This window comes from Streptomyces sp. NPDC086787, from assembly GCF_044745865.1.
Lineage (GTDB): Bacteria > Actinomycetota > Actinomycetes > Streptomycetales > Streptomycetaceae > Streptomyces.
Genome location: NZ_JBIVBC010000007.1, coordinates 212,533 through 233,511 on the forward strand (window position 1 = coordinate 212,533; position 20,979 = coordinate 233,511).

At 70.3% G+C, this 20,979-nt stretch carries 21 protein-coding genes; 4 read left to right on the forward strand and 17 right to left on the reverse strand.

The features are described from left to right. Positions 1 to 58 precede the first annotated feature (58 nt). Entirely contained in the window at positions 59 to 1,186 is a 1,128-nt protein-coding gene (locus ACIPK3_RS19285; RefSeq protein WP_402571118.1) for a TDT family transporter, read from the forward strand. Here ACIPK3_RS19285 and ACIPK3_RS19290 read toward each other — a convergent pair. Together ACIPK3_RS19290 and ACIPK3_RS19295 are read right to left on the reverse strand one after the other, a co-directional pair. Next, positions 1,098 to 1,835 (reverse strand): helical backbone metal receptor, encoded by a 738-nt coding sequence (locus tag ACIPK3_RS19290; protein WP_402571120.1) that lies wholly within the window; start codon positions 1,833 to 1,835, stop codon positions 1,098 to 1,100. The two genes, ACIPK3_RS19285 and ACIPK3_RS19290, sit on opposite strands and share 89 nt — an antisense overlap. Continuing rightward, entirely contained in the window at positions 1,835 to 2,404 is a 570-nt protein-coding gene (locus ACIPK3_RS19295; RefSeq protein WP_402571121.1) for a helix-turn-helix domain-containing protein, read from the reverse strand. Before ACIPK3_RS19295 ends, ACIPK3_RS19290 begins: the two co-directional genes overlap by 1 nt. 364 nt (positions 2,405 to 2,768) lie before the next feature. Here ACIPK3_RS19295 and ACIPK3_RS19300 point away from each other — a divergent pair, with 364 nt between their 5' ends. The 3 genes from ACIPK3_RS19300 to ACIPK3_RS19310 all read left to right on the forward strand — a co-directional run bounded on the left by ACIPK3_RS19300 (position 2,769) and on the right by ACIPK3_RS19310 (position 5,741). Next, positions 2,769 to 3,698, forward strand: coding sequence for a 5'-3' exonuclease H3TH domain-containing protein (locus ACIPK3_RS19300; protein WP_402571404.1), 930 nt, complete (start codon positions 2,769 to 2,771; stop codon positions 3,696 to 3,698). Positions 3,699 to 3,842: 144 nt separating this feature from the next. After that, positions 3,843 to 4,691 carry a siderophore-interacting protein gene (locus ACIPK3_RS19305; protein WP_402571123.1) on the forward strand — a complete coding sequence of 283 codons (849 nt, stop codon included), beginning with the start codon at positions 3,843 to 3,845 and terminating at the stop codon, positions 4,689 to 4,691. A 69-nt stretch (positions 4,692 to 4,760) separates the two neighbouring features. Then, on the forward strand, positions 4,761 to 5,741 hold the full coding sequence (locus ACIPK3_RS19310; protein ID WP_402571125.1) for an RluA family pseudouridine synthase: 981 nt from the start codon (positions 4,761 to 4,763) through the stop codon (positions 5,739 to 5,741). Here the strand turns inward: ACIPK3_RS19310 and ACIPK3_RS19315 are convergent. From ACIPK3_RS19315 to pafA, 15 genes are all read right to left on the reverse strand, one after another. Beyond that, a complete protein-coding gene (locus ACIPK3_RS19315) occupies positions 5,716 to 7,263 on the reverse strand; it encodes a cytochrome P450 (protein WP_402571127.1) in 1,548 nt (515 codons plus the stop codon). The genes ACIPK3_RS19310 and ACIPK3_RS19315 overlap by 26 nt on opposite strands. A 40-nt stretch (positions 7,264 to 7,303) precedes the next feature. Next, positions 7,304 to 7,924: a GTP-binding protein gene (locus tag ACIPK3_RS19320; protein WP_402571129.1), complete on the reverse strand. Its 621-nt coding sequence runs from the start codon at positions 7,922 to 7,924 to the stop codon at positions 7,304 to 7,306. After that, complete coding sequence (locus ACIPK3_RS19325) at positions 7,905 to 8,330, reverse strand: DUF742 domain-containing protein (protein ID WP_402571131.1); 426 nt, start codon at positions 8,328 to 8,330, stop codon at positions 7,905 to 7,907. The genes ACIPK3_RS19320 and ACIPK3_RS19325 overlap by 20 nt, the downstream gene beginning before the upstream one ends. Continuing rightward, positions 8,327 to 8,734 (reverse strand): roadblock/LC7 domain-containing protein, encoded by a 408-nt coding sequence (locus tag ACIPK3_RS19330; protein ID WP_402571132.1) that lies wholly within the window; start codon positions 8,732 to 8,734, stop codon positions 8,327 to 8,329. The genes ACIPK3_RS19325 and ACIPK3_RS19330 overlap by 4 nt, the downstream gene beginning before the upstream one ends. Continuing rightward, complete coding sequence (locus ACIPK3_RS19335) at positions 8,731 to 10,374, reverse strand: sensor histidine kinase (protein WP_402571134.1); 1,644 nt, start codon at positions 10,372 to 10,374, stop codon at positions 8,731 to 8,733. The genes ACIPK3_RS19330 and ACIPK3_RS19335 overlap by 4 nt, the downstream gene beginning before the upstream one ends. 370 nt (positions 10,375 to 10,744) lie before the next feature. Next, complete coding sequence (locus ACIPK3_RS19340; protein ID WP_402571136.1) at positions 10,745 to 13,600, reverse strand: DEAD/DEAH box helicase; 2,856 nt, start codon at positions 13,598 to 13,600, stop codon at positions 10,745 to 10,747. A gap of 79 nt (positions 13,601 to 13,679) precedes the next feature. Continuing rightward, entirely contained in the window at positions 13,680 to 14,630 is a 951-nt protein-coding gene (gene tatC, locus ACIPK3_RS19345) for a twin-arginine translocase subunit TatC (RefSeq protein ID WP_402571137.1), read from the reverse strand. Between the two features lie 46 nt (positions 14,631 to 14,676). Beyond that, positions 14,677 to 14,961 carry a Sec-independent protein translocase subunit TatA gene (gene tatA / locus ACIPK3_RS19350; RefSeq protein ID WP_402571139.1) on the reverse strand — a complete coding sequence of 95 codons (285 nt, stop codon included), beginning with the start codon at positions 14,959 to 14,961 and terminating at the stop codon, positions 14,677 to 14,679. Positions 14,962 to 15,187: 226 nt separating this feature from the next. Further along, positions 15,188 to 15,382, reverse strand: a complete 195-nt coding sequence (locus ACIPK3_RS19355) for a hypothetical protein (protein ID WP_402571140.1) — start codon at positions 15,380 to 15,382, stop codon at positions 15,188 to 15,190. 61 nt (positions 15,383 to 15,443) lie between these two features. After that, complete coding sequence (locus ACIPK3_RS19360; RefSeq protein WP_402571142.1) at positions 15,444 to 15,737, reverse strand: hypothetical protein; 294 nt, start codon at positions 15,735 to 15,737, stop codon at positions 15,444 to 15,446. Between the two features lie 88 nt (positions 15,738 to 15,825). Next, the gene (locus tag ACIPK3_RS19365) at positions 15,826 to 16,866 is read right to left on the reverse strand and encodes a helix-turn-helix transcriptional regulator (RefSeq protein ID WP_402571143.1); all 1,041 of its coding nucleotides are present in this window, start codon (positions 16,864 to 16,866) and stop codon (positions 15,826 to 15,828) included. Positions 16,867 to 16,885: 19 nt separating this feature from the next. Then, positions 16,886 to 17,839: a helix-turn-helix transcriptional regulator gene (locus ACIPK3_RS19370; RefSeq protein WP_402571145.1), complete on the reverse strand. Its 954-nt coding sequence runs from the start codon at positions 17,837 to 17,839 to the stop codon at positions 16,886 to 16,888. Positions 17,840 to 17,968: 129 nt separating this feature from the next. Then, positions 17,969 to 18,340: an FKBP-type peptidyl-prolyl cis-trans isomerase gene (locus ACIPK3_RS19375; RefSeq protein WP_402571146.1), complete on the reverse strand. Its 372-nt coding sequence runs from the start codon at positions 18,338 to 18,340 to the stop codon at positions 17,969 to 17,971. Between the two features lie 108 nt (positions 18,341 to 18,448). Continuing rightward, positions 18,449 to 19,465 (reverse strand): FKBP-type peptidyl-prolyl cis-trans isomerase, encoded by a 1,017-nt coding sequence (locus tag ACIPK3_RS19380; RefSeq protein ID WP_402571148.1) that lies wholly within the window; start codon positions 19,463 to 19,465, stop codon positions 18,449 to 18,451. Between the two features lie 143 nt (positions 19,466 to 19,608). After that, positions 19,609 to 20,970, reverse strand: a complete 1,362-nt coding sequence (gene pafA, locus ACIPK3_RS19385; protein ID WP_402571150.1) for a Pup--protein ligase — start codon at positions 20,968 to 20,970, stop codon at positions 19,609 to 19,611. Positions 20,971 to 20,979: the final 9 nt, after the last annotated feature.

Consider the following 20,979-nt stretch of genomic DNA (forward strand, 5'->3'; position numbering starts at 1 on the left):
TGTCCCCATAGGAACAGACTCCCTGGTCACGGGCGCCCGCACGCGCGACGGTGGAGTCATGATCAGCGCAGCCGTCCGTCATCTGGGCCCCAACTGGTACGCCTCCGTCATGGGCACGGCGATCGTGGCGAGCACCGGTGCCGCGCTCCCGCCGGCCGACGGCGTCCCGCGCACCGCGTGTGCCGCCGTCTGGGCGCTGTCGTGCGCGCTGCTCGTGACCCTCCTCGCCGCACGCGCCCTGCACTGGACCCACCACCGCGACCAGGCCCGCGCCCATCTCCGCGACCCGGCGATGGTTCCCTTCTACGGCTGTCTGGCCATGGCCCTGCTGGCCGTCGGCGGCGGAACCATGACCGTCGGCCGGGACTGGACCGGAAGCGGTGCGGCGGTCGTCCTCGGCGGCGTGCTGTTCGCCGCCGGTACGGCCGTCGGGCTGGCGGCCGCCGTGGCCGTGCCGTACCTCATGGCCGTGCGCCGGCGGCTCGACCCGGCACAGGCCACGCCGGTCTGGCTGCTGCCGCTGGTCGCCCCGATGGTGTCCGCCGCCGTCGGCCCCGCCCTGGTACCGCAGCTGCCGGCCGGGCAGCCCCGCGCAACCCTGCTGTACGCCTGCTTCGCCCTGTTCGGACTCAGCCTGCTCGGCACCGCGCTGATGCTTCCGCTGGTCTTCGCGCGACTGCTCTTCCACGGGCCCCTCCCGCTCGCGCTCACCCCGACGCTGTTCCTGGTCCTCGGGCCGCTCGGGCAGTCCACCACCGCGGTCGGCAGGTTCGCCGACGTGGCGTCGGGGGTCGTCCCCGCCTCCTACGCCCGGGGCTTCGACACGCTCGCCGTGCTCTACGGCGTGCCGGCCATGGGCTTCGCGCTGCTGTGGCTCGCCCTGGCCACCGCGCACACGGTGCGGGCCCGGCGGCGCGGTATGGGGTTCACGATGACGTGGTGGGCGTTCACCTTCCCGGTGGGCACCTGTGTCACCGGGTGCGCGGCGCTCGCCCGGCGCACGGGGCTCGCCGCCTACGACTGGCTCGCGGTGGCGCTGTACGGCGTGCTCGTCCTCGCCTGGGCGGCGGCGGCCACCGGGACCGTCCGCGGACTGATCAGCGGCGAGCTGCTCGCAGCGCCTCGGACAGCACCCGCGGCGCCTCGGCCAGCGACGGTCCGTACCAGGTCAGGTGCCGTCCACTGACCAGTGCACAGCTCAACCCCGGGAACGCCTCCGGTCCGTCGTCGGACGTGAAGCGGTACGGCTCGTCCGGGAGGACGACGAGGTCCGGGGCGGCCGCCCGCAGCTCGTCGAGCGGGACCCGCGGATAGCGATCGGAATGGCCCGCGTAGAGGTGGTCGACGCCCAGGCGGGACAGGACATCGCCCGCGAAGGTGTCCCGGCCGAGCACCATCCAGGGGCGCCGCCAGATCGGTACGACCGTCGAGGCGCGGTGCCCGGGCTCCGGCAGCTCGGCCCAGGCCCGCTCCGCCCGCTCCAGCCAGCCGGGACGGGCGGGCGCGCCGCACGCGGCCAGCACCCGGGACAGCTCCGGGAAGGCCTGCGGCACCTCCCGCACCTCGGTGACCAGCACCTCCAGCCCGGCCGCCCGCAGGGCGTCCACGTCGGCGGCCCGGTTCTCCTCCTCGTTGGCGATCACCAGGTCCGGGGCGAGGGCCACGATCCGGTCGACCGCGGGATTCTTGGTGCCGCCGACCCGCACGACGTCCAGGCCGGCCGGGTGGACGCACCAGTCGGTCGCGCCGACCAGGACGCCCGGCGCGGTCACGGCCACCGTCTCGGTGAGCGAGGGAACCAGCGAGACGACCCGCGTTGTTGCCTGCCGGGGCACTAGCGAGCCCGGTCCTGGACCGCCTCGATGTGCTCGGCCACCGCCACGACGACCACCCGGGTGTCGGGCACCGTGGCCCGCCACCGGTGCCGGACGCCACCCGTGAGGTAGAGGGTGTCACCGCGGCCCAGCCGGTAGGCGCGGCCCTCCGCCTCGACCTCCACGGCACCGTCGGCGACGTACATCAACTCGTCGTTGCGGTGCTGAAATTCACGGCCGGGGTCGTGGTCGCCGGTGAACTCCGAGGCGTGCAACTGGTGGTGACCGCGCACCAGGGAGCGCACCCGGGGCGTGAAGTCCTGCTCGGCGGTGTCACCGCGCACCAGGTCGACGCTGCACGCGGGGTCCGCAGCGGCGAGCAGTTCCACGGCCGTGGTGCGCAGCGCGTCGGCCACCTTCTCCAGGGAGCTTCTGCTGGGCCGGGCCCGGTCGTTCTCGATCTGGCTGAGGAAGGGCACCGACAGCCCGCTGCGCTCGGCGACGGCGGCGAGGGTGAGCTCCAGCGCACGGCGTCGCCGCCGAACGGCCGCGCCCACCCGTACGGGCTGCTGTTCTTTGTGGTCGCCCATCGCTCCGGCTCCCTCCTTAGCTCGTCGTCCGCCGCCGGTGTGTCCACTGCCGGGGCACACCGCTCCCGATGCGTTCTCTGCACCCTACGCATGTTCGGCAAGCCGTTTCATGCGGCCGTTCACATCCATGTCCCTTCTCGTGTGTACGACCTCACGGTTCACGCCAGTGCACAGGGCACCCTCGCCCGACGCTACGCGGAAGCGCGGCCGGGTGCCGCCCGGGCGGCACGGCGCGCGATCAGCCGCTCCGGACGGCGGCCGCGGGAACCCGGGCAACGACGTAGCGCTGTGTGGTTGGCCGGATTCCGTTCGTGGCGGCCCCACCGGTCCGGCCGCCGTGTGCGTGTCGGAGCGGTGCGGCATGATGCCAGGCGTGACCGGACGACTGATGCTCCTCGACACCGCTTCCCTGTACTTCCGCGCCTACTTCGGCGTACCGGACTCCGTGAAGGCACCCGACGGCACACCGGTGAACGCGGTGCGCGGACTGCTGGACTTCATCGACCGGCTCGTCAAGGACCACCACCCGGACCGGCTGGTGGCCTGCATGGACGCCGACTGGCGGCCGCGCTGGCGGGTCGACCTCATCCCCTCCTACAAGTCGCACCGGGTGGCCGAGGAGCGCGCGTCCGGACCGGACGAGGAGGAGGTGCCCGACACACTCTCCCCGCAGGTCCCGGTCATCGAGGAGGTGCTCGACGCGGTCGGCATCGCCCGGGTCGGGGTCGCCGGATACGAGGCCGACGACGTGATCGGCACGCTCACCGCGCACGCCCGCGGTCCGGTGGACATCGTCACCGGCGACCGGGACCTGTACCAGCTGGTGGACGACGCGCGCGAAGTGCGGGTGCTGTACCCGGTCAAGGGCGTGGGGACCCTGCAGATGACCGACGAGGCCGTGCTCCGCGAGAAGTACGGCGTCGACGGGAGCGGATACGCGGACCTGGCACTGCTGCGCGGCGACCCCAGCGACGGACTGCCCGGCGTGCCAGGTATCGGCGAGAAGACGGCCGCCAAGCTGCTGGCCGAGTTCGGCAACCTGGACGGGATCATGGCCGCGCTCGACGACCCGGAGGCCAGGCTCACGCCCTCGCAGCGCAAGCGGCTGGACGAGGCCCGGCCGTATGTCGCCGTCGCGCCGAAGGTCGTACGGGTCGCCGCGGACGTCCCCCTGCCGGACGTCGACACCGCCCTTCCGCGGCTGCCGCGCGATCCGGCACGGCTCGACGAACTGGCGGCCCGCTGGGGCCTGGGCGGCTCCCTGCACCGGCTGCTGGCGACGCTGGGGGCTTGAGCCGGGCAAGCGCTTTTTCAGCAGGCTTGGCCTGGGCAGGTTTTTTTCCGGCAAAACACGTTCACCCGCTCCTGGTGAGGGGGGTGTTGACCCAGAAGGGATGCTAACTTAGGTAAACCTAACCAATGGAGTATGGAGGCCGTCATGGCAGAGCGCCCGGGAGGCAGGTCGCGGAAGCCACATTCCGCCCAGGTAGTTCGCACGGAACGGCTCACTCCGCATATGCAGCGAGTGGTTCTCGGCGGCGCCGGCCTCGCCGACTTCTCCGCCGACACCTGCACCGACCACTACGTGAAGCTCCTGTTCGGCGCCGAAGGCGTCACCTACCCGGAGCCCTACGACCTCCAGCGGATCCGCGAGGAGTTCCCGCGCGAGCAGTGGCCGGTGACCCGGACCTACACCGTGCGGAACTGGGACGCCGAGACCCGCGAGCTGACCCTGGACTTCGTGGTCCACGGCGACGAGGGCCTGGCCGGCCCCTGGGCGCTGCGGGCCCGGCCCGGCGACACCCTGCACTTCATCGGCCCCGGCGGCGCCTACGCTCCCGACGCGAGCGCCGACTGGCACCTCCTGGTCGGTGACGAGAGCGCGCTGCCCGCGATCGTCCGCTCCCTGGAGGCTCTGCCCAAGGGCTCGAAGGCCGTCGCCTTCGTGGAGGTCGCCGACGCCCGGGAGGAGCAGAAGATCGACTGCGACGTGGACGTCGTCTGGCTGCACCGCGGCGACCGGCGCTACGGCGAGGCGCTGGTCGAGGCCGTACGGGCGCTGGACTTCCCGGAGGGCCGGGTGCAGGCGTTCGTACACGGCGAGGCGGGCTTCGTGAAGGAACTGCGGCGCATGCTGCGCGTCGAGCGCCAGATCCCGCGCGAGGACCTGTCGATCTCCGGCTACTGGCGCCTGGGCCACAACGAGGACGGCTGGCAGGCCTCCAAGCAGGAGTGGAACGCCCGAATCGAAGCGGAGCAGGAGGGCGGCACCCAGGCCGCCGCCTGACCCGACGGCGCTCCCCCCGCCCCGGGTCCGCCGCGTGATCCAAACGCGACGGGCCCTACTCTGGGCCTGATGAGACGCAAGACCCGCATCCCGCCCCCTCCCCTGCCCCAGCGGCACGGGGTGGACCCGGTACGCGTGCGGCTGCCCATGGCCGGGCCGTGGTCCACGGTGGGCGAGCACCTGGTGGAGCGGCTCTCCGGGGCCGGGCCCGGGGAGGTCGAGGCGATGCTGGACGCCGGCCGGGTCGTCGCGGCCGACGGCCGGCCGGTCGCCTCCGGCGCCGCCTACGTGCCGGGAATGTTCCTCTGGTTCCACCGGGACCTGCCCGACGAGGTGCCGGTGCCGTTCCCCCTCACGGTGGTGTACCGCGACGAGCACATCGTCGTGGCCGACAAGCCGCACTTCCTCGCCACCACCCCGCGCGGCGGACACATCACCGAGACCGCGCTGGCCCGGCTCCGCCGGGACCTCGGCGTGCCCACCCTGACCGCCGCGCACCGCCTGGACCGGCTCACGGCCGGACTGGTGCTGTTCACGGTACGGCCCGAGGAGCGCGGCGCCTACCAGACCCTGTTCCGCGACCGGCTGGTGCGCAAGGAGTACGAGGCCGTGGCCCCGCACTCACCCGCGGTCGCCCTCCCGCGCACGGTGCGCAGCCGGATCCTGAAGGAGCGCGGGGTGCCGGCCGCACGGGAGGTGGCGGGCGAGCCCAACGCGGTCACCCGCGTCGAGCTGACCGACCACCGCGACAGCGACGGCCTCGCGCGCTACCGGCTCGCCCCGGCCACCGGGCAGACCCACCAGTTGCGGGTCCACATGAGCACCCTGGGCATGCCCATCCTCGGCGACCCGCTCTACCCGGAGCCGACCGCGCCCGTCCCTCCGGGCGACTTCCGCCGGCCGCTGCAACTGCTGGCACGGGGGCTGGAGTTCACCGACCCGGTGACCGGGGTGGAGCACGGGTTCACCAGCGGACGGACGCTGGAGGCCTGGTACTCACCCACCCGGTGGTCCAACGGTGTGGTCAGTGACCACGCCACCAGCGCTTGAGGCGCTGCCAGACGCCCACGGGCGGTGCCTGCGGCGACTCCGACCGCTCCGGCGGGGCGCTGACCGTCTCCGGAACCGGTGCCGGTGCGGGCTGTGCGTCTCTCACCGACGGGGCGGTGGCCGGGACCGAGCCCACGCCCACCTGCCAGTCGCTGCGCTGGGGCGGGATGGGGGCGGACGTGGGCTTGAGGCTGACGTCCTGCTGGAGCGCCGGTCCGAACCGCACCGGCAGTTCCACCAGGTGCCGCGAGGCGATGGACGCCCGCCAGCGCAACTCGTGCTCCTCGCAGTCCAGCTGAATGTCCGGCAGCCGGGTCAGCAGGGCGTCCACACCGACGTCGGCGATGGCACGCCCGAGGTCCTGGCCGGGGCATTCGTGCGGGCCGCCGCCGAAGGCGAGGTGCGAACGGTTGCCCTGCATGTTGGCCGACAGGTCCGGCCGCACCCGTGGGTCGAGATTGCCCGGGGCGGGCGCGAACAGCAGCCCGTCTCCCTTGCGGATGCGCTGGCCGCCCAGTTCCGTGTCCTGCTTGGCGAAGTAGCCGAACACCGTGCTGAACGGCGGCTCGTCCCACAGCGACTGCTCGACCGCCTCCGGCACCGTCATCTGGCCGCCGTTGAGCTGGGCGCGGAAGCCGGGCTCGGTGAGGACCATGCGCAGCGCGTTGGCGAGGAGGTTGGCGGTGGCCTCGTAGGCGGCGATCAGGACGACTCTGAGGTGCTGGCCGATCTCGTCGTCGGACAGGCGTGCCGGGTGGTTCAGGAGGTGGCTGGTGAAGTCCTCCTCGGGCCGGACCCGGCGGCGGGCGGTGAGCCGCATCAGGCAGCCCATGATGTACTCGTTGCTCGCGATCGCGGTCTCGGTGCCCTTGAGCATGTCGCGGGCGGCCTGCACGATCCGGTCGTTGTACTCCTCGGGCATGCCGAGGACCTCGCACATCACCGCCATCGGCAGGTGCTCCGCGAACTGCGAGACCAGGTCGGCCCGGCCCTTCTCGCAGAACTCGTTCACCAGGCGCTGGGTGTAGCGGCCGATGTGCCTGCGGATGCCCCGGTGGTCGATGGTCGAGATGGCGCCGGTGACCGCCGCCCGCAGCCGCTGGTGCTCGTCGCCCTCGGCGTGGGAACAGATGGGCTGCCAGGCGATGTGCGGCATGAGCGGATGGTCGGGCTTGACCATCCCTTCGAGCAGCGGGCTCCAGATGCGGCTGTCCCGGGTGTACTGCGAGGGGGTGCGCACCAGGTGCAGGTTCTCGGTGTACCCGAGGACCACCCACATGGGCACGTCGTCGTGCAGCAGCACGGGGGCCACCGGGCCGTACTTGTCCCGCAGCATCTCGTACAGGTCGCCCAGGTCGTCCGCCTCCGGGCCGTACAGCCGGTGCAGTCCGCCGGGACCGATGCCGTGGGCCGGGCAGCCTGGCGGCGCAGCCGTCACCGGGCCGTCCGCACTCGTACCTGTGCCTGTATCTGTATCTGTATCTGTATCTGTATCTGTCGGGAAGTGGGAGTCACGCGTCACAGGGTCGCTCCGAAGCTGAGGGGATCCGGGTTCCGTGGGGTCAGGCGAGCACGCCCTGCATGGCCAGCGAGTGCAGGAAGCGCATCAGGGTCATCAGGACGTCGCGGCTGGACGCCCGGCGCCGCGCGTCGCACTCCACGATGGGGATTTCCGGGGACAGGTCGAGCGCCGCACGCAGTTCCTCGATCGGGTGACGGGGCCCGTCCGGGAAGGAGTTGACGGCGACGACGAAGGGCACGCCGCGCTCTTCGAGACGCCCCACGGCGTCGAAGCTGACGTCCAGGCGGCGGGTGTCGACCAGCACGACCGCGCCGAGAGCGCCCTCGAACAACCCGTTCCACAGGAACCAGAAGCGTTCCTGGCCAGGAGTGCCGAAGAGGTAGAGCACGAGTCTCTCGGTGATGCTGATGCGACCGAAGTCCATGGCGACGGTGGTCGCCGTCTTGGAGTCGGAGCCGTAGTTGTCGTCGATCCCGACACCGGCCTCGGTCATGGTCTCCTCGGTGGTCAGCGGTCTGATCTCACTGACCGAGCCGACCATGGTGGTCTTGCCGACTCCGAAGCCGCCCACGATCACGATCTTCACCGCGGCCTGAGCCGTCTGCGGCAGGTGGTCCTCGGCCCGTGGACCGGGGACGGTGTCAGAGTTTTTGAAGTCCATGCATCACCGCTTCGAGGAGTGAACGGTCGGGGAGCGCCTGGCGGACGATAGGGACCCGTACCTGTACCAGTTCGGCCGTGATCAGCTCGGTGATCAGCACGGTCATCGCGCTGAACGGCAGATGGAGATAGGCCGAGAGCTCGGCCACCGAGAGGGGGGAGGTACAGAGCCGGAGCAGTGCGGCCTGCTCCGGGGGGACGGACGGCGGCGGGTCGGCCCCGGCCACGATGAGCGTGACCAGGTCGAGTTCGGCGCGCCCTCCGTCGGCGGCACCGGTGATGACGTACAGCCGTTCGGGATTCTTCTCGGTCTTGCCGGGTTCGCCCTGTGCGGCCTCCCCCGCCATGGGGGGCGGCGGGGGCGGTGCCGGTTGGGGGTGTTGCCGTTTGCGTTGCGGAGCGGTCATACGGTCTGCCCGTTCCGCCTGGGTGGACTCGTGAGGTGGGCACCGATACGGACGACGAGGTCACGCATCCGGCCGCTCATCCGGCCGGGCTCGCAGAGCACGTCGGCGAGCACCGCGAGATAGGCGTTGGCACCCGCCGACATCAGGTAGAAGTAGCCGCCGTCGATCTCGATGACGACCAGCTTCATGTCACCGCTGCTGCCGGGGAGCTCCTGGGCCACGGCGCCCGCCAGGCTCTGCACGCCGGCACAGGCGGCGGCGAGACGGTCGGCGGAGTCGGGGTCGCCGCCGTGGCGGGCGATGCGCAGTCCGTCGGAGGAGAGCACCACGATCATCTCGATGCCCGGAACGCCGTCGGCGAGGTCCTTGAGCATCCAATCGAAGTTGGTTCGCTGCTGGATCACTTGGGGTTCCCCTCGTCGTCGGCCTCGGTGCGGGCCGGCTTCTCGATCAGGTGCAGGTACGCGGTCGGGTTCCGGGTGAAGTCGGTCGGATCCGCGGCCGGGTTGCCTTCCTTGAGGCCGTCCCAGAACGCCTCGACCCACATGCCGGGCTCACGGTCCAACAGTTTCTGCCGCTCGGGGTCGATCTCCGGCTCGGGTTCCGGCTCGGGTTTGTGCTGCGACCAGATGGTCGGTCTGCCCTCGCGTTCGGCCTGGTCGATGGCGGCCTGCTCGGCGATCCGCTGCGCCAGCGAGGTCTTGATCTTCCGGCGCCGCTGGGGCAGGCCGTTCGCCGTCCACTCGGTGACCTCGGGGGCGTCGTCCTCCATGGAGATCCCGGCGGGGATGCGCGGGCTGGTGGGGCGTCGCTTCTTGGGCGGCCGCTTGGGGCCCTCCAGCGCGCCGAGTTCGGCCTTGGGGACACCGGTGGCGCCGATGCCGTGGGCGAGGCCGGGGGCGGGCTCGGTGGTCATCATGTTGCTGGGCACGACGAGGACGGCACGGACCCCTCCGTAGGCCGAGGCGCGCAGCGAGACCTGCATGTTGTATGTGGAGCAGAGGCGGCCGACGACGGCGAGGCCGAGGCGCGGGCTCTCACCGAGGTTGTCGAGGTCGACGCCGGCCTTGGCGCGCTCCAGCATGTTCTCGACCCGGGCGCGGGCCTCCTCGCTGAGGCTGACGCCGCCGTCCTCGATCTCGATGGCCACTCCGGTCTGCACCTCGGTGGCGGTGACGTGCACCTTGGTGTTCGGCGGCGAGTAGCGGGTGGCGTTGTCGAGGAGTTCGGCGGCGGCGTGGATGACCGGCTCGACGCAGGTGCCCTTGATGTTGACCTTGGCGATGGAGGACAGGTCGATGCGCCGGTACTCCAGGATCCGGGACATGGCGCCGCGCAGCACGCTGTAGAGGGCGACGGGGTTGGGCCACTGGCGCCCCGGGCGGCCGCCGCCGATGACGGAGATGGAGTCGGCGAGACGGCCGATCAGCGCGGTGCCGTGGTCGAGACGCAGCAGGTCGTCGAAGACCTCGGGGTTGCGGCCGTGGTCCTCCTCCATTTCCCGGAGCTCGTCCGCCTGCTGGTGGACGATCGCCTGGACACGCTGGGCGATGTTGACGAAGGAGCGCTGTGCCGCGTCCCGCGTGGACTCCTCGTCATCCACGATCTTGAGGATGAGACGGACCAAGTCACGCTGTGCGTCGGGGAGGTGCCTCAGTGCGGGGTCGGAGTCGAAGACCGTGTGCATCACCTCGCGAGGGGACTGCCCGCGACGCAGGTGACGGAGGGCGGTCGGCACGATGTCCTTGCCGAGCCGGACGATCTCCTCGTCGTGGGCGGCGAGCCGCCCCTCCAGATACGTGGTGTGACGGGCGTGCTCGGCGCGCAGGTCCGCCAGGTGACGTCCGCGCCGTACCGCCTGCGCCGCGGCGGCGGCCACCAGCAGGGTGGCGACGGCGCCGCACAGGCCTACGGCGGTCCGGGCGGACTCCGCCACCAGGGCGACGGCGGTCCCGGTCACCGCGGCCATCGCTATGGCCGGCAGCAACAGCGCACGCGCATAAAGAAGTTCACGACCGTCGGGGGGCGATTGAACACTCACCATGTGTATGCCCTCTGAGATGGATCGGCTGGGTGTCGTGGAGTGGGTGGGGGGTTGGGTGTGGGGGGTGGCGTTGAGGGGAAGAGTTCCGAAGTTGTCAGGATCTTCGTAATTTTTGCGAACAAGCGCACGATTTCACCTCAACTCGGTGCGCCGCGGGCGAGCTTAGTCCGACCGGATCATCGCCGTGTCATATTCGGGAAGCACCTGAAATCGTCCGCGCCCCAGGGGTACCCTCGGCTCCATTTGCACGCTCAGACAACATTCGCACACAGCGAGTAGCGGTGCACAGACGTGCGAAGGTAACTCACCGTTACGAGTGAGAGGGGGGCGTCGGATTGACGCCCCCCTCACGTTCCTGCCAGGTCCCGCATCACCCCACGGACGAGTACGCGACCACACCCCGCAGCAACTGATCGACCGCCTTGCGCGCGGTCCTGGCCACGGTCGAGCCCTCCGTGGCAGGGGCCGCCGCCGAGATCTGCCCCAGTACGTCGATCACCTGCTTGCACCACCGGACGAAGTCGCCGGCCGGCATCTCCGCCTCGCGCAGCACCTCGTCGAGTCCCTTGTCCGACGCCCACATGTACGCGGCCCAGGCGAAGCCGAGGTCGGGCTCACGCTGGCCCACGCCCTCGGTCTGGCTGATCCGGAAGTCTTCCTCCAGGCCGTCGAGCCGGCCCCAGATACGGACCATCTCGCCGAGCGCGGCCTTCGCCTTGCCGGAGGGCAGCTTCGGCGCCATGGCGTCGTCGCCGACCCGGGACTCGTACACCAAAGCGGAGACGCAGGCGGCGAGTTCGGCGGGTGCCAGGCCCTCCCAGACACCGTCGCGCAGACACTCGCTCGCCAGCAGGTCCAGCTCGCCGTACAGCCGGGCGAGCCGCTTGCCGTGCTCGGTGACCTCGTCGCCGCGCAGGTAGTCGAGTTCGGTCAGCAGCGCCACGATCCGGTCGAAGGTGCGCGCGATCGTGTTCGTGCGGCCTTCGATGCGCCGCTCCAGCTGCGAGGTGTCGCGCAGCAGCCGGTGGTAGCGCTCGGCCCAGCGGGCGTGGTCCTCACGGTCGTTGCAACCGTGGCAGGGGTGGGCGCGCAGGGCGGTGCGCAGCCGGGCGATCTCCCGGTCGTCGGCGGCCTGCGCCCGCTTCTTGCGAGCGCGCTCCGGCGGAATGTGCCCGGCCTTGGCGCGCAGCGCGGAGGCCAGGTCCCGGCGGGACTGCGGGGAGCGCGGGTTGAAGGACTTCGGGATCCTCATCCGCTCCAGCGGTTCGACGGGCACCGGGAAGTCCATCGCGGCGAGCCGCTTGACCTGCCGCTCGGCGGTCAGCACCAGCGGGCGCGGCCCGTCGTGCTGCTCGAAGCCGCGGTGTCCGTTGGAACGCCCGGCGGGCAGGCCCGGGTCCAGCACCAGGGCCAGGCCCGCGTACTTCCCGGTGGGCACGTGGATGACGTCGCCCGGCTTCAGCCTCTCCAGCGCCACCGCGGCCTCCGCACGCCGCTGCGTGACTCCCTGCCGGGCCAGTTCGGTCTCCCGGTCCTTGAGCTCACGGCGCAGCCGCGCGTACTCCTCGAAGTCGCCGAGGTGGCAGGTCATCGACTCCTGGTAGCCCGACAGCCCCTCCTCGTTGCGCTGCACCTGCCGGGAGATCCCGACCACCGATCTGTCGGCCTGGAACTGCGCGAAGGACGTCTCCAGCAGTTCGCGCGAGCGGTGCCGCCCGAACTGGTCGACCAGGTTGACCGCCATGTTGTACGACGGCTTGAAGCTGGAGCGCAGCGGATACGTACGGGTGCCGGCGAGTCCCGCGAGGTGCTCGGGGCTCATGCCGCGCTGCCACAGCACCACGGCGTGGCCCTCGACGTCGATGCCGCGCCGGCCCGCGCGGCCGGTCAACTGCGTGTACTCGCCGGGGGTGATGTCGGCGTGCTGCTCGCCGTTCCACTTGACCAGTTTCTCCAGCACCACGGAACGGGCCGGCATGTTGATGCCCAGCGCGAGCGTCTCGGTGGCGAAGACCGCCTTCACCAGGCCGCGGACGAAGAGTTCCTCGACGACCTCCTTGAAGGTCGGGAGCATGCCCGCGTGGTGGGCGGCGATGCCGCGCTCCAGGCCCTCCAGCCACTCGTAGTAGCCGAGAACATGCAGGTCCTCGGTGGGAATGGCGGCGGTGCGCTCCTCGACGAGGGCACGGACCTTGTCCCGCGCCTGCTCGTCGTTGAGTCGCAGACCCGCGTACAGGCACTGCTGAACGGCGGCCTCGCAGGCCGCGCGGCTGAAGATGAAGGTGATGGCGGGCAGCAGGCCTTCGGCGTCGAGCCGCTCGATGACCTCGGGCCGGCCGGGCGTCCACACCCGCGAGCGCTGTCTGCGCTCCCGCTCGCGGTCGGCCTCGCGCATCGCGCGGCCGCGCCTGCGGTCCTGGAACGACGGACGGCTCGCCTCCATGCGGGCCAGCCGCACGAGGTCGGGGTTGACGGCCTTCTTGTGGCCCTCGCCCTCCTCGAACAGGTCGTACATCCGGCGTCCGGCGAGCACGTGCTGGAACAGCGGGACCGGCCGGTGCTCGGAGACGATCACCTCGGTGTCACCGCGGACGGTGTCCAGCCAGTCGCCGAACTCCTCCGCATTGGACACGGTCGCCGACAGTGACACGAGGGTCACCGACTCGGGCAGGTGGATGATCACCTCCTCCCAGACGGCGCCGCGGAAGCGGTCGGAGAGGTAGTGCACCTCGTCCATGACCACGTAGCCGAGGCCGAGAAGGGTCTGTGAGCCCGCGTAGAGCATGTTCCGCAGGACCTCGGTGGTCATCACGACCACCGGGGCGTCGGAGTTGACGCTGTTGTCGCCGGTGAGCAGGCCCACCTTGTCCGAGCCGTAGCGGCGGCACAGGTCGGCGTACTTCTGGTTCGACAGCGCCTTGATGGGTGTCGTGTAGAAGCACTTCTTGCCCTGCCCGAGGGCGAGGTGCACGGCGAACTCGCCGACGATCGTCTTGCCTGAGCCGGTGGGGGCGGCCACCAGCACGCCCTTCCCCGCTTCGAGCGCCTGGCAGGCCTCGATCTGGAAGGGGTCGAGGCCGAAGTCGTACATCTCGCGAAAGGAGGCGAGCGCGGTGGCCTGCTCGGCTGCCCGCCTGCGGGCTGCCGCGTACCGCTCGGCCGGTGAGAGATCCTCTGTCATCGTGCTTTCGAGCGTACCGGGCCACACTGACAACAGGACGATCATTATCCCAGGAGACGACAAAGACCGGGTGCCCCCGTCCCGGTGGGACAGGGGCACCTGTTCGGCGTGTGGCGACGTGGGGTCAGGTCACGTCGTCGTATCCGTTGACCCGGTCCGTGCTCGACTGTGCGGGCAGCGCCCGGCCGGCCGGGACGGCCTCCACCGTGCCGATGTCCTCGGGGGTGAGATCCAGGTCGGACGCCTCGTCGTCGCCCGGGCCGTCGGCCTCCCGGCGGCGCCTGCGCTTGTCGTTCACCAGCGAGAAGGCGACCGCGCCGAAGTACAGCACGCAGATCGGACCGGCCAGCGCCAGCATGGACAGCGGGTCGGTGCTCGGCGTGGCCACGGCGGCGAAGATCGTGATGCCGAGGATCATGCCGCGCCACCAGCCGAGCATGCGCCGGCCCGTGATCACTCCGGTGAGGTTGAGCATGACGAGCAGCAGGGGAAGCTCGAACGAGATTCCGAAGACGAGCACCATCCGGGTGACCAGCTGAAGCAGGTCGTCGAGCGGCAGCAGGTTGGTGATTCTGACGTTCGGCGTGAACTGGATCAGTACCTCGGCCGTGGTCGGCAGCACCGCGTAGGCGAAGTAGGCGCCGCCGAGGAAGAGCGGGACTCCGGTGAAGACGAAGGCGTACGCGTACTTCTTCTCGTGCCGGTGCAGACCCGGCGCGACGAAGGCCCACAGCTGGTAGAGCCAGACCGGCGAGGCGAACACGACGCCGGCCGTCAGGGACACCTGGAGAGCCAGCGTGAACGGCGCGAGCAGACCGTTGATGGTGATCTGCGCGCACTTCTTGTCGTCACCCCCCTGGGCCAGCTCCGAGAAGGTCTTGTGACACCCGACCGAGTCCAGGATCGGCTTGGTCAGGTAGTTGATGATGTCGTTGTAGAAGAAGGCGGCGAGGATCGTCACGACGACGATGGCCAGCATCGCCTTCGCGAGCCGGTTGCGGAGCTCGCGAAGATGATCCGCGAGGGGCATCCGCCCCTCGGGATCCCTCTCCTGCTTGCGGGCAGACTTGAGCAACCCACGTCCTCATCTCGTGCGGCAGGCCGGGGCTACCGGCCGTGCGTCAGCGCTGGGTGGTGTCCGACGGCTCGTTGACCGGGCGTGAGCTGTTCACGTCGCCGGGAGACGCCTGGATGGTGCGCTGCGCCGGGGGCTGCTCGCCGGGGTTCGGCGGACCTGCCGGAGCCGAGGTGTGGCTGTCTTCCTTCATCGCCTTGGCCTCGCTCTTGAGGATGCGAGCGGACTTGCCGAGCGAGCGGGCCATGTCCGGAAGCTTCTTCGCGCCGAACAGCAGAACGATGACGACGAGGATGAGAATGATCTCGGGAGCGCCGAGCCTTCCGAACATAAGTCTTTACCTTCTCACCGAGGCGGCTGGGTGGGGTGCTGTCCGATCAGTCGGACATATGCCCGAGTGATGGTACTGACAGCGATCGTAACGCTCGGGGGTAAACGAGAAGCAATCCCCATGCGTACTCCCGGTCAGCTGCGCGGGCCTCGTTTTCCGCGCCGCGAACAGCAGCGTACCTGCCGGGACAGTCAGCATGACAGGGCGAAGTCACGCAAAACGCCATTCACAGCGCGTCCGCGGCACGCGCCACGCTGACGGACGCCCGCTCCAGGTCCTCGGCCGCGCGGTTGATGCGCCGCGCGGAGTCCGCGACCTGCGCACCCAGGCGCCGCGCCTCGAGGAAGACCCGCACCGCGAGCACACCGAGCACGGCGAGACCCACGAAACCCACAGCTACCGCGAACATCGGCCAGAACATGACGCCGAGCCTAGTGCCCCGGGCCCTGTGCACCGGCGGGGCGGTGGCGCACCCGACGCCCTCAGGCGGTGGAGTGCAGCCGCAGTGTTCTGACCCCGCCCCCGGTCAGCAGCTCCACGATGCGCTCACCGGCGGGTTTGCGGACCGTGGTCCCGCAGTCCGGGCAGGCGAAGGAGTAGAAGGTCGTACGGCTGCTGCCGCCGATGGCGAGCCGCAGTGCGCTCGCGGAGAGCTCGAAGCGTCCGCGGCAGTCCGGGCAGCCGGCCCGGAACACCACGGGGACCACGGACCGCATACCCGCGAACGCCGCCGCGACCGTCATGTCCCGCACACCGGACACCGGAGACTCGCTCAAAGCCCTCGCTCCTCTTCTTCTGGTCGTCCACCGCTCTTCGGGGCACCGCTCTTCGAGGCACCGCGGCCGGAGTCACCGCCGGGGTGGTTCACTCCGGCGTGCCGTCGGCCCCGCCCGTGTCCCCGACGCCACGCACCGCAGCCGCCTCCACCCCGTCATACGCGGCGAGCGCCTCCCGGGCGGCCCGGCGCGCGCTGTCGGCCAGCTCGGGCGGCGAGACGATCCGGCCCTCACGGCCCAGACGCAGCGCCAGCCTTCTGAGCGAGGCCGGGTCGGGGGTGCGCAGGGTGATCCGCAGCCCGCCGTCGGGGAGCTCGTCCGCGCTGTCGTGCGGGTAGTACTCCGCCACCCAGCGACCGCCGGGGCCGACCTCGACGACGACCTCCGGGTCCTCGGCGGCCGGCTGCACCAGTGCCTCGGACAGGTCCCGCGGCTCGATCTCGGGTGGTGCCGACGGCTCGTCCAGGATCCGGATCTCCGCGACCCGGTCCAGCCGGAAGGTGCGCCGCGCCTCGGACCGGCGGCACCAGGCCTCCACATAGGTGTGTCCGACGCTGACCAGGCGGATCGGGTCGATCTCGCGCTCGGTGACCTCGTCGCGGGCGGGCGAGTAGTAGCGGATCCACAGGCGGCGGCGCTCGGAGATCGCCCGGTCGACATCGGCGAAGACACCACCCTCGGACTCGAAGGTCACCGACAGACGCGAGCTGGCACCCGCCGCCTCGCCGGCCGCCGTCTCGACCTTGGCCGTCGCCCGCAGCAGCGCCTGCCGGTCACCCTCCCGCAGTCCCGGCAGCGTCGCCACGGCTCGGGCGGCCACCAGCAGTGCGGTCGCCTCGTCGGCGGCCAGCCTGAGCGGCTCGGCGGCCTCCGCGCCGAGCGCGGCCGGGTTGTGCCACCAGATCCGCTCACCGTCGGTGTCGATGTCCAGCAGATCACCGCCGCGGAAGCTGGTGCCGCACATGGGCAGCACGTCGAGGTCGGAGACCAGCTCGTCCTCGGTGATGCCGAAGGCGCGCGCGACGTCCGCGACCCGGGCGCCGGGGCGCTCCCTCAGATAGGTCACCAGGGACAGCATCCGCCGGGTCTGGTCGATGGCGTTCACTGCCCTGGCCGGTTTTCCTGCCACAGTCTTGCTCCGCTCCCCCTCAGCCCTTGGCCACGGCACACAGCCGGTCCACCACGTCCGCACGCAGCTCGGCCGGCTCCAGGACCACCACGTCGGGCCCGAACTCCACCAGCCATGCGTCCAGGCCGTGCCCGTACGGAATCTCCAACTCGTCCCAGCCGTCACCGAGTTCCCGGACCGAGGTGGCCTTCGCCCGAAGGGGGTATCCGGCGTCCGAGCGCAGCCGGATCAACGCCGAGCGGTCGGTGATCTCCCCCGCCCAGCCCGCGACCGTCTCGCGCACGGTGACCACGTCCGGCACCGGGACGGTGAAACCCGTCCCCCGGGAACGAACCTTCCCGGTGATCCTGGACAGCCTGAAGACCCGCTCGGCGCCCCGGTCGCGGTCCCAGCCCGCCAGGTACCAGTGGCCGCGCCAGCATTCGAGCGCCCACGGTTCGACATGCCGGACCTCGGGGTGGGCGGCGCTCGCCTTGCGGTAGTCGAAGACCACCGGACGGCGGTCACGGCAGGCCAGCATCAGCGGTTCGAACGCGGCCTCGTGCACCGGGATGCGCGGCTCCAGGGCGCCGTGCGCCTCATAGGGGTCGACGTCCTCGGGCAGCCCGGCCGCGCGCAGCTTCTGCAGGGCGCCACTGGCCGCACCCGCCAGCCGGGCCTGCTGCCAGACCTTCGCGGCCAGCCCCAGCGCGGCGGCCTCCTCGGCGTCCAGGGTGATGGCCGGGAGCCGGTTGCTGTCGCGGCGGGCCAGGTAACCGACCTCGCCCTCCAGGTTCTCGACGGTCTCGATGACCAGGCCCAGCTCGCGCAGATCGTCCTTGTCGCGCTCGAACATCCGGTTGAAGGAGTCGTCCCCGCCCGCATCGAGGTACGCCTCGATGGACTCGCGCAGCTCCCGCTTGCTGAGCGGTCGCCGCGTCCCCAGCAGACACAGCGCCAGGTTCATCAGCCGCTCAGCCTTGGCAATGGCCATCGACGCCCTTCGCCTTCCTGTGGTGCTTACGATCGTTGACCGTACCGTCCCGCGGTGGCGCGGCAAAAGCCGAGGGCCCATGCCCGGACAGGCATGGGCCCCGGCTGATCAACTCCGGTCGGCCTGCGATCAGACCGCGAGCAGGTCCACAACGAAGATCAGCGTCTCGCCGGCCTGGATCGCCGGCGTCGGGCTCTGGTTGCCGTAGGCGAGGTGGGCCGGGATGGTCAGCTGGCGACGGCCGCCGACCTTCATGCCCTGCACACCCTGGTCCCAGCCCTTGATGACGCGGCCGCCACCCAGCGGGAAGCGGAACGGCGTGCCCCGGTTCCAGCTGGCGTCGAACTCCTCGCCCGTGCTGAAAGCGACACCCACGTAGTGCACGGTGACGGTCTGACCCGCCTGCGCGACCTCGCCGTCACCCTCCCAGATGTCCTTGATCTCAAGGTCGGCCGGGGGCTCGCCGCCCGGGAAGTCGATCTCGGGCTTGTCGATGCTCACGTCTCTAGCTCCTGCTTGTGTACGACACGGAACCCGGACAGTCTTTCATCCCCGGCCGCCCCCACCCGCCGCGGCGGGCCGGACGCGCTGCGGCCCGGACGGCCTCTGCTACATCGCCGCCAGGATGTCCACGGAGAACACCAGCGTGGACCCCTTCTTCACCGGTCCACCGCTCGGCGGGTTGTCCCCGTAGGCCAGGTCCGGAGGCACCACGATCAGCACCCGGCTGCCGACCTTCTTGCCGGTCACACCCTGTGCCAGACCCTTGATGATCTGCTCCATCTGCGGCACCGCGAACTGGCTGAGCTTCCCCGAGCCATACGTCTCCTGGAACGTCGTACCGCCGTCCCAGACCACACCCTTGAACTGGCACAGAATCGACTGGTCCGCTGCGACCTCGGGGCCGTCGCCCTCGAGCACGTAGTTCGACACCAGCTTCTTCGGGGGGTCCGACTTCGGAATGTCGATGGACGGGGACTTGGCGTCGGTGTTGGTGCCCACCTTCGGCAGGGCCGCGTCGTCCTGCGGGACCGCCTTGCCCTGGGACGAGCTCTTGGCGTTGAAGACGTCGAGCACATCGATGACGAACACCAGCGTGTCGGTGCCCTTGATGCCCGCCTTCTCGTTGCCCGACGGGCCGTAACCCCAGGTCGGAGGAACCGCGAGCTCAACACGGCTGCCGACCTTCTTGCCCGTCAGGCCGTACCGCCAGCCGTCGATGATGCTGCCCTGAGCCAGCTGGATGAGCAGCGGCTTCTTCCGGTCGTACGAGTTGTCGAAGACCTTGGCGGTGTCCCAGATCTGGCCCAGGTAGTTCGCCTGGATGAAGTCGTTCTCCGCGACCGTCTGCCCGTTGCCCGCGATCACCGTCTTGACCGCGAGATCCGGCGACGGCTTCCCCGGACCCTTGGCGACCGTCGGCTTCTCGTTGAACTTCGTCCCCGCCGTGATGGCCGGCAGCGGCCCGTCGACGATCTTCGGCGGCGGCGGCGCGGAGGGCGAGGCGGACCCCGACGCCGACGGCGAGGCACTCGCCTTGCTGGAATCGGACTTGTCGTCACCGCATCCGGCGAGAGCAACCAGTCCGGTGGGTACGGCGGCAAGTAGAAGTGAGCGTCGGCGCACGGTCGGGCCTCGTAATCCGTCGATCTTGCAGTTGGCGTGCGCGCAACTCTACGACTTGGAAAGGGCGCCGTACGGGAAACGTACGGCGCCCGTGTGGCGTCCGCGCACTCGGGCGCACGAACGTTCCACTCTCCACACTCCGGTCACATTCCGGCGATCAGCTTCTCCACCCGGTCGTCCACCGAACGGAACGGGTCCTTGCACAACACCGTGCGCTGTGCCTGGTCGTTCAGCTTCAGATGCACCCAGTCCACCGTGAAGTCGCGGCGCTGCTCCTGCGCACGGCGGATGAAGTCACCGCGCAACCGCGCCCTAGTCGTCTGCGGCGGAACCGACTTGCCCTCGAAGATCTTCAAGTCGTTGCAGATCCGCGCCGCTTGGCCCTTCCGCTCCAGCAGGTAGTACAGGCCACGACGACGGTGGATGTCGTGGTAAGCGAGGTCTATCTGCGCGACACGCGGATGAGACATCGTCATGTTGTGCTTGGCCCGGTACCGCTCGATGAGCTTGTACTTCATCACCCAGTCGATCTCGGTGCCGATCCGGTCCAGGTCCTCGGACTCGATCGCGTCCAGCGTCCGGCCCCACAGCTCCAGGACCTGTTCCACGGTGCCGGTGCGGATTCCCCGGCGCTCGCAGAAGTCCACCGCCTTCTCGTAGTACTCCCGCTGCACCTCCAGCGCCGACGCCTCCCGGCCGCTGGCCAGGCGCACCTTGCGGCGGCCCGTGATGTCGTGGCTGACCTCGCGGATCGCCCGGATCGGGTTCTCCAGGGTCAGGTCGCGCATCACCGTGCCCGCCTCGATCATGCGCAGCACCAGGTCGGTCGCGCCGACCTTCAGCAGCATCGTCGTCTCGGACATGTTCGAATCGCCCACGATGACGTGCAGCCGCCGGTAGCGCTCCGCGTCCGCGTGCGGTTCGTCCCGGGTGTTGATGATCGGCCGGGAACGGGTCGTCGCCGAGGAGACGCCCTCCCAGATGTGCTCCGCCCGCTGACTGACGCAGTACACCGCGCCACGCGGCGTCTGGAGCACCTTGCCCGCGCCGCACAGCAGCTGCCGGGTCACCAGGAACGGAATGAGGATGTCCGCGAGCCGGGAGAACTCCCCGTGCCGCGCGACCAGATAGTTCTCGTGGCAACCGTAGGAGTTGCCCGCCGAGTCCGTGTTGTTCTTGAAGAGGTAGACGTCGCCCGCGATTCCCTCCTCGTGCAGGCGTCGCTCCGCGTCCACCAGAAGTCCTTCGAGAATGCGCTCGCCGGCCTTGTCGTGGGTGACCAATTCGATCACATTGTCACATTCGGGTGTCGCGTATTCCGGATGTGACCCCACGTCAAGATAGAGACGGGCGCCATTGCGCAGAAAGACATTGCTGCTACGGCCCCATGACACGACACGGCGGAAGAGGTACCGCGCCACCTCGTCAGGCGACAGGCGGCGCTGTCCCCTGAACGTGCACGTGACGCCGTACTCGTTCTCCAGCCCGAAAATGCGGCGGTCCATGACTGAACA

Bases quoted from the DNA above. Each gene is read 5' to 3' on its own strand.
- ACIPK3_RS19285 (WP_402571118.1), top strand. From the start codon at position 59: ATGATCAGCGCAGCCGTCCGTCATCTGGGCCCCAACTGGTACGCCTCC.
- ACIPK3_RS19295 (WP_402571121.1), bottom strand. From the start codon at position 2,404: ATGGGCGACCACAAAGAACAGCAGCCCGTACGGGTGGGCGCGGCCGTT.
- ACIPK3_RS19300 (WP_402571404.1), top strand. From the start codon at position 2,769: ATGCCAGGCGTGACCGGACGACTGATGCTCCTCGACACCGCTTCCCTG.
- ACIPK3_RS19305 (WP_402571123.1), top strand. From the start codon at position 3,843: ATGGCAGAGCGCCCGGGAGGCAGGTCGCGGAAGCCACATTCCGCCCAG.
- ACIPK3_RS19310 (WP_402571125.1), top strand. From the start codon at position 4,761: ATGAGACGCAAGACCCGCATCCCGCCCCCTCCCCTGCCCCAGCGGCAC.
- ACIPK3_RS19320 (WP_402571129.1), bottom strand. From the start codon at position 7,924: ATGGACTTCAAAAACTCTGACACCGTCCCCGGTCCACGGGCCGAGGAC.
- ACIPK3_RS19325 (WP_402571131.1), bottom strand. From the start codon at position 8,330: ATGACCGCTCCGCAACGCAAACGGCAACACCCCCAACCGGCACCGCCC.
- ACIPK3_RS19335 (WP_402571134.1), bottom strand. From the start codon at position 10,374: ATGGTGAGTGTTCAATCGCCCCCCGACGGTCGTGAACTTCTTTATGCG.
- ACIPK3_RS19340 (WP_402571136.1), bottom strand. From the start codon at position 13,600: ATGATCGTCCTGTTGTCAGTGTGGCCCGGTACGCTCGAAAGCACGATG.
- tatA (WP_402571139.1), bottom strand. From the start codon at position 14,961: ATGTTCGGAAGGCTCGGCGCTCCCGAGATCATTCTCATCCTCGTCGTC.
- ACIPK3_RS19355 (WP_402571140.1), bottom strand. From the start codon at position 15,382: ATGTTCTGGCCGATGTTCGCGGTAGCTGTGGGTTTCGTGGGTCTCGCC.
- ACIPK3_RS19370 (WP_402571145.1), bottom strand. From the start codon at position 17,839: ATGGCCATTGCCAAGGCTGAGCGGCTGATGAACCTGGCGCTGTGTCTG.
- pafA (WP_402571150.1), bottom strand. From the start codon at position 20,970: ATGGACCGCCGCATTTTCGGGCTGGAGAACGAGTACGGCGTCACGTGC.